The organism is Enterobacter sp. C3_dUdeg, from assembly GCF_057536195.1.
Map to the genome: position 1 here is coordinate 223,565 of NZ_BAAKFX010000003.1, position 12,117 is coordinate 235,681.

General features: G+C 54.9%; 13 protein-coding genes and 2 tRNA genes. 6 read left to right on the forward strand and 9 right to left on the reverse strand.

The features are described from left to right. The first annotated feature begins 262 nt into the window (after positions 1–262). Together AC27FC_RS11045 and AC27FC_RS11050 are read left to right on the forward strand one after the other, a co-directional pair. Entirely contained in the window at positions 263–1,810 is a 1,548-nt protein-coding gene (locus tag AC27FC_RS11045; protein ID WP_094934489.1) for a YjjI family glycine radical enzyme, read from the forward strand. Further along, positions 1,785–2,645: a YjjW family glycine radical enzyme activase gene (locus AC27FC_RS11050; RefSeq protein ID WP_094934488.1), complete on the forward strand. Its 861-nt coding sequence runs from the start codon at positions 1,785–1,787 to the stop codon at positions 2,643–2,645. The genes AC27FC_RS11045 and AC27FC_RS11050 overlap by 26 nt, the downstream gene beginning before the upstream one ends. Here the strand turns inward: AC27FC_RS11050 and AC27FC_RS11055 are convergent. From AC27FC_RS11055 to AC27FC_RS11090, 8 genes are all read right to left on the reverse strand, one after another. Continuing rightward, positions 2,640–3,422, reverse strand: coding sequence for a TatD family hydrolase (locus tag AC27FC_RS11055; protein WP_039260898.1), 783 nt, complete (start codon positions 3,420–3,422; stop codon positions 2,640–2,642). The genes AC27FC_RS11050 and AC27FC_RS11055 overlap by 6 nt on opposite strands. Then, complete coding sequence (locus AC27FC_RS11060) at positions 3,419–4,471, reverse strand: patatin-like phospholipase family protein (protein ID WP_064673199.1); 1,053 nt, start codon at positions 4,469–4,471, stop codon at positions 3,419–3,421. Before AC27FC_RS11060 ends, AC27FC_RS11055 begins: the two co-directional genes overlap by 4 nt. A 120-nt stretch (positions 4,472–4,591) precedes the next feature. After that, positions 4,592–4,753, reverse strand: a complete 162-nt coding sequence (locus tag AC27FC_RS11065; RefSeq protein ID WP_003856556.1) for a DUF1328 domain-containing protein — start codon at positions 4,751–4,753, stop codon at positions 4,592–4,594. Positions 4,754–4,880: 127 nt separating this feature from the next. Further along, complete coding sequence (gene osmY, locus AC27FC_RS11070; RefSeq protein WP_028015434.1) at positions 4,881–5,498, reverse strand: molecular chaperone OsmY; 618 nt, start codon at positions 5,496–5,498, stop codon at positions 4,881–4,883. A gap of 299 nt (positions 5,499–5,797) precedes the next feature. Beyond that, on the reverse strand, positions 5,798–7,387 hold the full coding sequence (gene prfC, locus AC27FC_RS11075) for a peptide chain release factor 3 (RefSeq protein ID WP_112778043.1): 1,590 nt from the start codon (positions 7,385–7,387) through the stop codon (positions 5,798–5,800). A gap of 91 nt (positions 7,388–7,478) precedes the next feature. Further along, complete coding sequence (yjjG, locus tag AC27FC_RS11080; protein WP_039260913.1) at positions 7,479–8,156, reverse strand: pyrimidine 5'-nucleotidase; 678 nt, start codon at positions 8,154–8,156, stop codon at positions 7,479–7,481. Positions 8,157–8,175: 19 nt separating this feature from the next. Then, positions 8,176–8,619 carry a ribosomal protein S18-alanine N-acetyltransferase gene (gene rimI, locus AC27FC_RS11085; RefSeq protein WP_033144573.1) on the reverse strand — a complete coding sequence of 148 codons (444 nt, stop codon included), beginning with the start codon at positions 8,617–8,619 and terminating at the stop codon, positions 8,176–8,178. Beyond that, positions 8,588–9,001, reverse strand: a complete 414-nt coding sequence (locus tag AC27FC_RS11090; RefSeq protein ID WP_033144572.1) for a DNA polymerase III subunit psi — start codon at positions 8,999–9,001, stop codon at positions 8,588–8,590. Before AC27FC_RS11090 ends, rimI begins: the two co-directional genes overlap by 32 nt. 102 nt (positions 9,002–9,103) lie before the next feature. On the opposite strand from AC27FC_RS11090, the gene rsmC reads away from it, so the two are divergent. The 3 genes from rsmC to AC27FC_RS11105 all read left to right on the forward strand — a co-directional run bounded on the left by rsmC (position 9,104) and on the right by AC27FC_RS11105 (position 10,510). Next, positions 9,104–10,132 (forward strand): 16S rRNA (guanine(1207)-N(2))-methyltransferase RsmC, encoded by a 1,029-nt coding sequence (gene rsmC / locus AC27FC_RS11095; protein ID WP_094935758.1) that lies wholly within the window; start codon positions 9,104–9,106, stop codon positions 10,130–10,132. A gap of 172 nt (positions 10,133–10,304) precedes the next feature. Continuing rightward, positions 10,305–10,391 (forward strand) — tRNA-Leu (locus tag AC27FC_RS11100). 33 nt (positions 10,392–10,424) lie between these two features. After that, positions 10,425–10,510: transfer RNA gene (locus AC27FC_RS11105), tRNA-Leu, on the forward strand. 42 nt (positions 10,511–10,552) lie between these two features. Here AC27FC_RS11105 and AC27FC_RS11110 read toward each other — a convergent pair. Next, complete coding sequence (locus tag AC27FC_RS11110) at positions 10,553–10,822, reverse strand: DUF1435 domain-containing protein (RefSeq protein ID WP_032660829.1); 270 nt, start codon at positions 10,820–10,822, stop codon at positions 10,553–10,555. A gap of 215 nt (positions 10,823–11,037) precedes the next feature. Between AC27FC_RS11110 and AC27FC_RS11115 the strand changes: the two genes are divergently transcribed. Then, positions 11,038–12,102 carry a GGDEF domain-containing protein gene (locus AC27FC_RS11115; RefSeq protein ID WP_047060227.1) on the forward strand — a complete coding sequence of 355 codons (1,065 nt, stop codon included), beginning with the start codon at positions 11,038–11,040 and terminating at the stop codon, positions 12,100–12,102. Positions 12,103–12,117 lie beyond the last annotated feature (15 nt).

Sequence of the window (12,117 nt, forward strand, 5' to 3'; positions counted from 1 at the left end):
AACATTCTCCAACGGCAGTGCCGTATAAATTTTACCTTGCGGGTCTGTGAGTATTCTAACATTCACCCGCATCCACACTTCGACATTCATCACAGTTAATGAAAACTGCATACAAATTTGCATTACTGTAATGAGATCTTCTTCAAACTTTAGCGCGTAAATTGCTGACTAAAGCAGCGATACCCCCTGTCGGATCAAAAGCCCCGACAGGCTGGCTTTCTACAATCCGTTCATCATCCGCAGAACACTCAAGGAAGCGACTATGCCCCACTCCAGCCCCGACGCCCTGCAACAACGTTGCCAGCACATTGTGACAAGCCCGGTGTTAACCCCGGAACAAAAACGTCATTTTCTGGCGCTGGAAGCGGAGAACAACCTGCCTTACCCGGCACTTCCTGAGGCCGCACGAGCCGCGCTGGACGAGGGGGTTATCTGCGACATGTTCGAAGGCCATGCGCCTTACAAACCCCGTTACGTTCTGCCGGATTACGCAAAATTTCTGGCTAACGGTTCAGAGTGGCTGGAGCTGGAAGGCGCGAAAGATCTCGACGACGCCCTCTCGCTGTTAACCATCCTCTACCATCATGTTCCGTCCGTCACATCGATGCCGGTCTATCTCGGTCAGCTTGATGCGATATTGACCCCACATGTTAGAATTCTAACACAAGAAGAGATCGATAGCCGAATAAAACGTTTCTGGCGCTATCTCGACCGTACGCTGCCGGATGCGTTTATGCACGCAAACATCGGGCCTGAAGATACGCCCGTCACGCGCGCCATTCTGCGTGCCGATGCAGAGCTGAAGCAGGTCGCGCCGAACCTGACCTTTATCTACGATCCCGATATCACCCCACATGATTTGCTGCTTGAGGTGGCGAAAAACATTTGTGAATGCAGCAAACCGCATATTTCTAATGGCCCGATGAATGATAAAATTTTCACAAAAGGCCGTTATGGTGTGGTGAGCTGTTACAACTCCCTGCCGCTTGCAGGCGGCGGCAGCACCCTGGTGCGCCTTAACCTCAAAGCCATTGCTGAACGCAGCGCATCCATTGACGACTTCTTCACCCGCACGCTCCCGCACTACTGCCAGCAGCAAATTGCCATCATCGATGCACGCTGCGGTTTCCTTTACGAGCAATCTGGCTTCTTTGAGAATAGCTTCCTGGTAAAAGAGGGGCTGATTGATGCGGAACGGTTTGTACCCATGTTTGGCATGTACGGCCTGGCGGAAGCGGTCAACGCGCTCTGTGAGAAAGCAGGAATAGCGGGACGCTACGGAAAGGATGAACAGGCCAACGCGCTGGGCTATCGCATCAGCGAGCAGCTCGCGGCGTTCGTTGAAAGCACGCCGGTGAAGCACGGCTGGAAGCATCGCGCGATGCTTCACGCGCAGTCGGGGATCAGTTCCGATTCGGGCACCACGCCGGGCGCGCGCCTGCCTTACGGCGACGAGCCGGATCCCATCAGCCATCTGCTGGCCGTTGCGCCGCATCACAAACACTATCACTCCGGAATCAGCGATATTCTCACCCTGGAGGAGACGGTCAAACGCAACCCGCAGGCGGTGGTTCAGCTTTGCCTGGGCGCGTTCAGGGCCGGTATGCGTGAATTTACCGCCAACGTAGCGGGTAACGATCTGGTCCGCGTGACCGGCTACATGGTTCGCTTGTCGGACCTGGAGAAATACCGGGAAGCCGGATCGCGCACCAATACCACGTGGCTGGGGGAAGAGGCCGCACGCAATACCCGTATTCTGGAACGTCAGCCGCGCGTGGTTAGCCATGAACAGCAGATGCGCTTTAGTTAGTCAGGTCATTCCTTTTTCCTGCGTGGACGGGCCGGGCAGCCGCCTGGCGCTGTTCCTGCAGGGCTGCAACCTGCGCTGTAAAACCTGCCACAACCCGTGGACGATCGGCCGCTGCAACGACTGCGGGGACTGCGTGCCCCACTGCCCGCACGACGCGCTGACGATTCAGGCCGGACGCGTCTGGTGGCAGGAGAATGACTGCCAGCAGTGCGACACCTGCCTGCATTTGTGCCAGCAGCAGGCAACGCCTATGGCGCACCGCTTCAGCGTGGAAGAGATCCTCACTCAGGTCCGCAAATCCGCACCGTTTATCGAAGGGATCACCGTCAGCGGCGGCGAAGCCACAACGCAATTGCCGTTTTTGATCGCCCTGTTCACCGCGATCAAAGCCGATCCCGCCCTGCGTCACCTCACCTGCCTGGTAGACAGCAACGGTCTGTTAAGCGAAACCGGCTGGCAAAAGCTGCTGCCGGTACTGGATGGCGCAATGCTGGATCTGAAGGCGTGGGGGAACGAGCATCACCGTTTCCTGACCGGACGCGAAAACCCGCAGATCAAGCAGAGCATCCGCTGGCTGGCAGATCGTCACCGTTTGACGGAACTCCGCCTGCTGGTGATTCCGGAGCTGTGTGATTATCTGGAACATCTCAAACCGCTAACGACCTTTATCCACGGGCTTGGAAATGTTCCGGTACGCATCAACGCATTTCATGCGCATGGCGTTTACGGTGAGGCTGCGTCGTGGCGCAGCGCCACGCCCGAGGACGTTGAACCGCTGGCGCGGGCGCTGGAAAAACAGAAGATAACGGTGATTCGTCCGGCACTTTACCTATAGCGTGATGCCAAATACCGAACGGGTATTTTCCAGCAGCGCATCGGCAATCACCTCTTCAGGCTCTTTTCGCAGTTCACACAGGGTGGTAAACACGCGCGCCGCCTGTTCCGGGCGATTCGGCTGGCCCTGAAAACCATTCAGCGGCATATCCGGCGCGTCGGTTTCCAGCAGAAGCGCCGACAGCGGCAGCTGGGCCATCACGTCACGGGTTTTACTGGCGCGCGGATAGGTAATGGTGCCACCGACGCCGATTTTATAGCCCAGCTCAATAAAACGCTGCGCCTGCTGCAGGCTGCCGGAGAAACCGTGTACGACGCCCCTGCGCGGCAGATCGATGCGTTTCAGGTGCATCGCCAGCTTATCGTGCGTGCGTCTCGAATGGAGGATCACCGGCAGATCGTGGCGCTTCGCCAGCCTGAGCTGCGCGTCGAGGATCGTCTGCTGGCGCTCAAACTGCGGATCCTCGCGATAAAGATCGAGGCCGATCTCACCGATGGCGACAAGTTTGTCTCCTGCGGTCTGCACGACCTCATCAAGCCTCTCAATGTGCTCATCAAGATGCCGTTCAATAACAATCGGATGCAGGCCGAGCGCGGCATAGAGCGCTGGGTGCCGCATGGAAAGATCCAACACCCGGGAAAAATAGGCCGCTTCCACTGCCGGCACAATGATGGCCTGAACCCCTGCCTCAGCCGCTTTCGCTATGCTTTGCGCTTCATCCCCCGTAAACGGCGGAAAATCAAAGTGGCAGTGGGTATCGACAAAGCGGAGCGTCACGCCAGATCCTCGTTATCCAGTAAAGCGTCATTCGCCTGCGGAATATCCACCAGCGGCATCGTCAGGGCGTCGTTGGCGACAATCGCAGGCGGCAAAATAATGCGTTTATGGCGATGAAGCGGCGGTTGCTCCGCCAGCATTTTCCCCACCGTCGCCAGGAAGTAACGCCCGCACAGCCGCCCCGTTTTGTAATCCATGCGCAGCGCAGGGACGCGGCTGCCCAGGGCCATGCTCAGCAGCGGCTTAGGCGGATAGATTTCAAAAATACGCAGCTTGCCCGGCGGTTTTTCAATGAAGCGCTGCATCGCGCCGTAGGTGGTTTCATGCTGCTTCGCGATGTTCACCAGCGGCTGCAGGCTGCTGTCGCCCAACCAGCGCTCCATCCGTTTGAACCACTGGGGCGTGTAATACATTTGCGACGGTACGGTACGGATCACCACAATGGTTTTCGCCCCGCGCCGGGCGGCTTCCTGCACCGGCACCGCGTCACTGATCCCCCCGTCCAGATAGCTAATGCCGTCCAGCAGGGCACCGGTACGATAAAAGCCGGGGATCGCGCTGGAGGCGCGGATGATGTCCAGCCAGTTCTCCTTCTGAGGAGAAAAATAGCCCGGCGAATAGTCATCGCCCCGGCTGGCGCACATCCAGAACTCTTTGCCGCTATCAAACAGACGGGCAGCGGTATCCATGGCCAGAGGCATCTGGCTGGAGGTCGACTCCAGCAGCCAGTCAAGATCGATCAGGTTACCGCCGCGCACAAAGCGCACCGGATTAAAAAATTCTTTCGCCGTGGTGTAGCGCATGATGACCTTTCGCGCGTAGCCGGGCTGGTTACATACATAGGCAGAGAGGTTCTGCGCCCCGGCAGAGGTGCCGAAGTAAAGGTCAAACGGGTTGAACTGCGCGCGCATAAATTCATCCAGCACGCCGGCGGTGAAGATGCCGCGCTGCCCTCCCCCCTCGCAAACCAGTGCGAGTTGTCCTGAGCGAAACGGCTTTAACGTCAGCGGCGCAATATTGCCGAGCGTAACGGGAATTCGTTGCCCCACCTCTGCTTTCCTGTTTTGATTATTTTATAACACCACAGTAACGCACCCGACCTGTTACGCAAATAAGAAAAAGCCAGTCACAGTGACTGGCTTTATTTTGTTGAAGGAATATTGCGTTTGCTACGGACGTCTACGACCCGTAAACAGGCTGACCAGGAACAGAATAATACCCACAACGAAGACAATTTTAGCTGCCCATGCCGCTGTACCTGCCAGTCCACCAAAGCCCAATGCGGCGGCAATTAACGCGATAACCAGAAATATAATGCCCCAACGAAACATAAGCTTCTCCTTTACCATAGTTAATGTCGGCCGCTAAACGTGAGCGCTCAGGTCACTCACCGGCGTTTTTCCAGAGTCGTTCTTATTTCGCCCGCAGGTTTTAACCAGACGGGCGAATGGTCCAGATTTACTTCGTTTTCAGATCGTTTTTAACGCTTTTCACACCGTCAATCGCTTTCGCGATGGACTCGGCGCGTTCACTTTGCGCCTGCGAATCTACCGTACCGGAGAGCTGAACCACACCATCGGTGGTTTCCACTTTCACCTTGCGGGACGGCACGATGTCATCTGCTAAAAGTTTAGCTTTGATTTCGCTGGTGGTGGCTGCATCACCGGCATAACCTTTCACCGACGCGTTTTTACCGTCACGTACGTGCAGCTTATCGCTGACGGACGCAACGCCTTCAACGCCTTTCGCGACTTTCACCGCCTGTTCGGCCTGAGCCTGGCTTTCCACGAAGCCGCTCAGCGTGACCACTTTCTTGTCGGTCTTAACGGAAATATCGGTACTTTTGATGGCTTCATCATCCACCAGTGCGGCTTTCACTTTTGCTGTGATTGAGCTGTCGTCCATGAAGTTGCCGACTTTATTCATAGAGCTATCGATTTTTTGCCCTGCGGTATCGGCCGTGGACTGGGCTTTATCCATTGTGCTGCTTTCCGCCAGGGCGGAACCGCTCACCAGAACGCTACCCAGTGTTACAGCCAGCAGAGTTTTCGAAATCTTCAGTCTTGTCATATTCATCGATCTATTCCTGTGTTTACCCGTTATTCGGGCTACATACTTCCTTAGTAGTTTTATATATTGCGAATAAACACACGGGTAAAATGGATAACCTAAAGTCATGCATTGAACAGTTAATTTATCCACGCCCGGTGTTAAACACTGAGTTAAATATAGATCACTCTCACAGAGCCGCTTTCAGAATTGGGTAAAAAACGCGCGAATAGCGTGAAATTGCGTTGAATTAAGAACATTCCGCAAGGGATTAATAAGACAGGAATTAAAGAAGAGCACGGCGGCAGCCGTGCTCTGAGAGGGGATTAGTGCTCGCGGGTTTTACGGAACTGAACGTCAGGGTAACGTTCCTGCGTCAGGTTCAGGTTCACCATGGTTGGCGCGATATAGGTCAGGTTATCGCCGCCATCCAGAGCCAGCTGAATTTCGTTCTTACGCTTAAATTCTTCGAATTTCTTCACGTCAGAACACTCAACCCAGCGCGCGGTCGCGACGTTCACAGACTCGTAAATCGCTTCCACGTTGTACTCGCTCTTCAGACGCGCGACAACCACGTCGAACTGCAGCACGCCGACCGCACCCACGATCAGATCGTTGTTCGCGATTGGGCGGAACACCTGCACGGCGCCCTCTTCGGAGAGCTGAACCAGTCCTTTCAGCAGCTGTTTCTGCTTCAGCGGATCGCGCAGACGAATGCGACGGAACAGCTCCGGCGCGAAGTTCGGAATACCGGTGAACTTCATCATTTCACCCTGGGTGAAGGTATCGCCGATCTGAATCGTGCCGTGGTTGTGCAGACCGATGATGTCGCCCGGATACGCCTCTTCAACGTGCGAACGGTCGCCCGCCATAAAGGTCAGCGCATCGGAGATCACCACGTCTTTCCCGGTACGCACCTGGCGCAGCTTCATGCCCTTTTCATACTTACCGGACACCACGCGCATAAAGGCCACGCGGTCGCGGTGTTTCGGGTCCATGTTGGCCTGAATTTTGAACACGAAGCCGGTGAATTTCTCTTCCTTCGCTTCCACTTCACGGGTGTCGGTTTTACGCGGCATCGGGCGCGGCGCCCACTCCACCAGACCGTCCAGCATGTGGTCAACGCCGAAGTTACCCAGTGCGGTACCGAAGAAGACCGGGGTAATTTCGCCGCTCAGGAACAGCTCTTTGTCGAATTCGTGAGACGCGCCTTTGACCAGCTCCAGCTCGTCGCGCAGCTGCGCGGCCAGCTCTTCGCCGACTGCCGCGTCCAGCTCAGGGTTATCCAGACCTTTCACCACGCGAACGTCCTGAATGGTGTGGCCTTTACCGGTCTGATACAGGTAGGTTTCGTCTTTATAGAGGTGATACACCCCTTTGAACAGCTTACCGCAGCCAATTGGCCAGGTGATTGGCGCACAGGCGATTTTCAGCTCGCTTTCCACTTCGTCCATCACTTCCATCGGGTCACGGATGTCGCGGTCGAGTTTGTTCATAAAGGTGAGGATCGGCGTATCGCGCAGACGGGTGACTTCCATCAGCTTGCGGGTCCTGTCTTCTACACCTTTCGCGGCGTCGATCACCATCAGACAGCAGTCCACCGCCGTCAGGGTACGGTAGGTATCTTCGGAGAAGTCTTCGTGGCCCGGGGTGTCCAGCAGGTTCACCAAGCAGTCGTGATACGGGAACTGCATCACGGAGGTGGTAATCGAAATACCACGCTGCTTTTCCATCTCCATCCAGTCAGATTTTGCATGCTGGCTGGAGCCACGGCCTTTAACGGTACCCGCAGTCTGGATCGCCTGTCCGAACAGCAACACCTTCTCAGTGATGGTCGTTTTACCGGCATCCGGGTGCGAGATAATGGCAAAAGTGCGGCGCTTGGCCACCTCTTGCAGATAAGGAGACAACGTCATAATTAAATCTTCTTTTATAAGCGCGGCAGCACGCCACGCATCATGGAATACAAAATTGCGGCTATTTTACCCATCAATGGGGGGCAGGCAATCATTGTTTACACAGGAGTTGCTCCAGTTCGTTCAACGACGTCACGGTCCAGGTCGGCTCGATGCCTTCAGGCTTCACGCGGCCATGCGCGTTGAGCCAGACGGTCGACAAACCTGACTTCATGCCGCCCAGGATATCTGACTCTGCCGTATCACCCACCATCAGAACGCGATCGCGGTCAGGATGACCGGCCTGGGCCAGCGCGTAGTCGAAAATACGCGGATCCGGTTTAGGTACGCCCACCTCTTCGGAGATCACCAGCGCGTCGAAATGATCGCGCAGGCCGGTGCGCTCGAGGCGGATCTGCTGCAGGGCGGTAAAACCGTTGGTGATGATCCCCAGTTTCACCTTGCCTTTCAACGCATTCAGCAGGGAAACCGCCCCCGGCAGTGGCGCACAGATATCGGCCATCGCGTTCAGGAAGGCATCGTTCAGCGTTCCCGGACTGACCTTTAAGCGTTCCGCCCAGACGTCAAAACGCTGGTGCTGAAGCTGTAACGCGGTGATGGCACCGTTCTGGTAATCCACCCACAGCGGCTTGTTTACCGCCTGATAGTCCTGAAAATCTTCAGCGGTGAAGGTCACGCTATAGTCGAGAAACATCCGCTGCAGGCCGCCGAACGAGTCAAACGTAAACAGCGTTTCGTCGGCATCAAAGAAAATCCAGTCCCATTTCATCGTTACAACCTTATATTCGTTATCCAATCGGCAGAGCCATTATGATGGCGTCTTCACGTCCCTCTGCGGTGGGGTAGTAGTTACGGCGGACCGTCGCCTCGTTAAAGCCTAAGCTTTCATAGAGCGCGATGGCGGCGACATTCGACGCGCGCACCTCCAGCCACAGGGTGAAAACGTCACGGGTTTCGAGCTCACGGATGAGGTGCTCGAGCAGTTCTCTTCCCAGCCCACGGCGCTGGAACGCGGGATCAACCGCAATATTAAACAGCGTCGCTTCATCAAGAACAACCTGCGTGATCGCGAAGGCGGCCATGGTGCCGTCAACGTCCAGACGGAAGTTCAGATACCGTTCGCCCTGATTGCTGGCGAAGGTTTTTTCGCTCCACGGAAAGGCGTGGGCGCGTGTTTCAATCGCAAACGCTGTGGTCAGGTCAGGCGTCGTGAGGGAAGAAATCGTGTTCATATTCGCAGATTTGTTGCCATAGCGCGCTGCGCGCTTTTGGGTTGGCTTTCAGTTCGTCCAGCGCTGGCGAGCAGATCTGGCTCCCCTGGAGGGGGATCTCGTTTGTCTCTCCGATACGCCAGCTGTTACAGCGGCTATCAGGAGGAAGCATCGCGACACGCTCTGGCGTCAGCTGTAAAACCTGGTCGGCCGTCATCTTCAGGCTGCGAAGGACATCATCGATCAGGGGTTCATTCAGGGCAGGCAGTTCTTCCGCCACCATCACCAGGCGTACGTGCGCAGGGATGGAAATGGCGATTTCGCCCTGCAACGCCGTCGGGCGACGCAAAGCCCACTGGGTAATGCCCAGCTGCTGCAACTGCCAGTCTCGTCGGGATGTCATAGGGAAAACTCCTGTCTCTCAGGCGCGCAAATATAGCAAATGTGTCGAAAGTGCGCCATCTACCTACTATAATCCCCGCCTGAGTTTATTGAGGAACAATTCATGTCTGCATTTACCCCGGCAAGTGAAGTCTTGCTGCGTCACAGTGATGATTTCGAAGAAAGCCGTATTCTGTTTGCCGGAGATATGCAGGATGACCTGCCTGCGCGTTTCGACTGTGCTGAAAGCCGTGCCCACACCCAATACTACCACCACTGGCAGGTGCTGAGCCGCCAGATGGGCGAGCGCGCGCGCTTTAGCCTGGTGGCGGAGCAGAGCGATATCGCCGACTGCGATACGCTGATCTACTACTGGCCGAAGAATAAACCGGAAGCCCAGTTTCAGCTGATGAACCTGCTCTCCCTGCTGCCGGTAGGCTGCGATATTTTCGTGGTGGGTGAGAACCGCAGCGGCGTGCGTAGCGCTGAACAGATGCTGGAAGGCTACGCGCCGCTGAAAAAAGTCGACAGCGCACGCCGCTGTGGTCTGTACCATGGCCGTCTGGAAAAACAGACAACGTTCGATCCACAGGCATACTGGGACGAGTACCAGCTTGACGGCTTGACCATCAAAACCCTGCCGGGCGTATTCAGCCGCGACGCGCTGGATACGGGCAGCAAGCTGCTGCTCTCCACCCTGACGCCGCACACCAAAGGCAAAGTGCTGGACGTGGGCTGCGGCGCGGGCGTGCTCTCTACCGTGCTCGCCAGCCATTCACCCAAAGTGCGCTTAACCCTGTGTGACGTGAGCGCCCCTGCGGTTGAGGCCAGCCGCGCAACGCTTGCCGCAAACGGCATTGAAGGCGAGGTGATTGCCAGCAACGTCTTCTCCGACGTCACCGGTCGCTTCGACATGATTATCTCCAACCCGCCGTTCCACGACGGTATGGAGACCAGCCTTGAAGCGGCACAAACGCTGATCCGCGGCGCAACCCGTCATCTGAACAGCGGCGGCGAGCTGCGTATAGTCGCGAACGCCTTCCTGGCGTACCCGAAAGTGCTGGACGAAACCTTCGGCTTCCACGAAGTGATCGCCCAGACCGGCCGCTTTAAGGTCTACCGTACCGTCATGACGCGCCAGGCCAAAAAGTAATCTCCGCTCCAGCAGGCCGGATAAGCGCAAGCGCCATCCGGCTCCGCATGGCGCCTGCATCGGCCATTTTTGCAGCAATCAAGGCGTCGCGCGCACTTTTCTGTTGACGTAAAGCTGAAAACATCTAGAATGCGCCTCCGTGGTTACGATACTTTTACAGTATCGATGGTATGCGAAGGTGGCGGAATTGGTAGACGCGCTAGCTTCAGGTGTTAGTGTCCTTACGGATGTGGGGGTTCGAGTCCCCCCCCTCGCACCAACGAGGCGATATCAACAATAGTAAGATGACTGTGCGAAGGTGGCGGAATTGGTAGACGCGCTAGCTTCAGGTGTTAGTGTCCTTAGGATGTGGGGGTTCGAGTCCCCCCCCTCGCACCAATTATCTTACATCCCTTCTGAAGTTCCCCTTGTTTTTCCCTGTTATTTCAAACTCATCAGTATCACCAGAATTCCACTGACCAGTGCTACGCATGATGGCAGTAAAACAAAGTGGCGAAGCTGCTTATGCCAGATCATGCCTGACGTGACTAACAGTCCTGACACAATGATCGCTTTCCAGGTATCAAGGGAGAGATCGGCAAACATCAACCCGCCGAGAATGGCTCCCGGTAGCAATACCCCCCAACCACTGCCAAGCGCCCTGTTCAACATGATCTGCCCTCTCACAACGATAATGATAACCAATATCATATGACACAGATTATCATTTGTCAGCTGAATGAATCAAAATCCATCGACCTTTACCTTTCCCGTAATGACAGGAATTGCCTAAGGTGATAAATTGCACACCTGTTAACAACATCTAAAGATTTTCTGATAATTACTCTTTGAGTTTTTTGCATGTTTTATTGCGAAACAGCACCTACTTATTTGTTTTAATTAAATTTTAATAAAAACGCACGACTATGACATCACAATCCTGGCGGTCTTTGGTTCACAGAAAATATCAATTGTCGTTACGTTTATTTTTATTTCTGAACGCAACCTCGGCAGTGTTCTCGGTAACAAATCCGCTCAATTCTGTACGCCTGTTATCTGCCCCACTTATTGCTATTTTCTCCATCAGCACCGGCCTGTTCGTCTGGCACTGGAGAAAGCGCGCGCGGAAGATCAATATTCCCGTTGTTTCAGGGATCTTCGGTATTTTGTGGGCCTGGCAAATTGAGTCTAAATTCGCCTTAATTACCCACGACCACGCGACGTATTTGTTAATCGCTCTATTAACGGTACTTTTTATCGGAACGCTGGCATTCGCGAGTAATATCAAAGCATTTACGCTGCACTCATTGCCCACCTTTATTGTCTGCCTGTGGCTAAGCGATCACGATATATGGCTGAGAATGACCTATTCTTTCGCACTTCCTGTGGTGGCAATTGCTATACATAACATTTTGCAAACGCGTAACGATCGTTTCGCTCAGGAATTGCTCTCGCGCCTGTTGGAAGAGCGAGAAACCCTTACCGATCTCAGCATGATGGACCCGCTTACCGGGCTCTATAATCGTCGCGGTCTGCAAAGCCGTCTGGAGAACCTGCCGACGGTAGAAAATGGCGAGCACTTTGTCCTGCTGATGGATATCGATCACTTCAAAGCCTATAACGATCACTATGGCCATATGATGGGCGATCAGGCGCTGAAGCGCGTCTCTGCGGCAATCCGCGACGCCGTGCGTTCTCGCGATATTGTGGCGCGTTTTGGCGGAGAAGAGTTCATGGTGCTGCTGACCAATATTTCACTCGAACATGCCCGCCAGACGGCCGAGCGGATCCGTCAGAAAGTCTACGATTTGAAAATCCCGCATCTGTTTAACGAGAGTGTCGCGACAAACGTCACCATCAGCATTGGTATTGCCATTTTCGAGGATGAAGACGTGGAAGGCGCGCTGGAAAAAGCGGACAAAGCCCTCTACGAAGCAAAGCATATGGGGCGCAATAACATTCTGTTAAGTGAAGAGCTGCAGACGGCATAAACATCACGGCGGTGT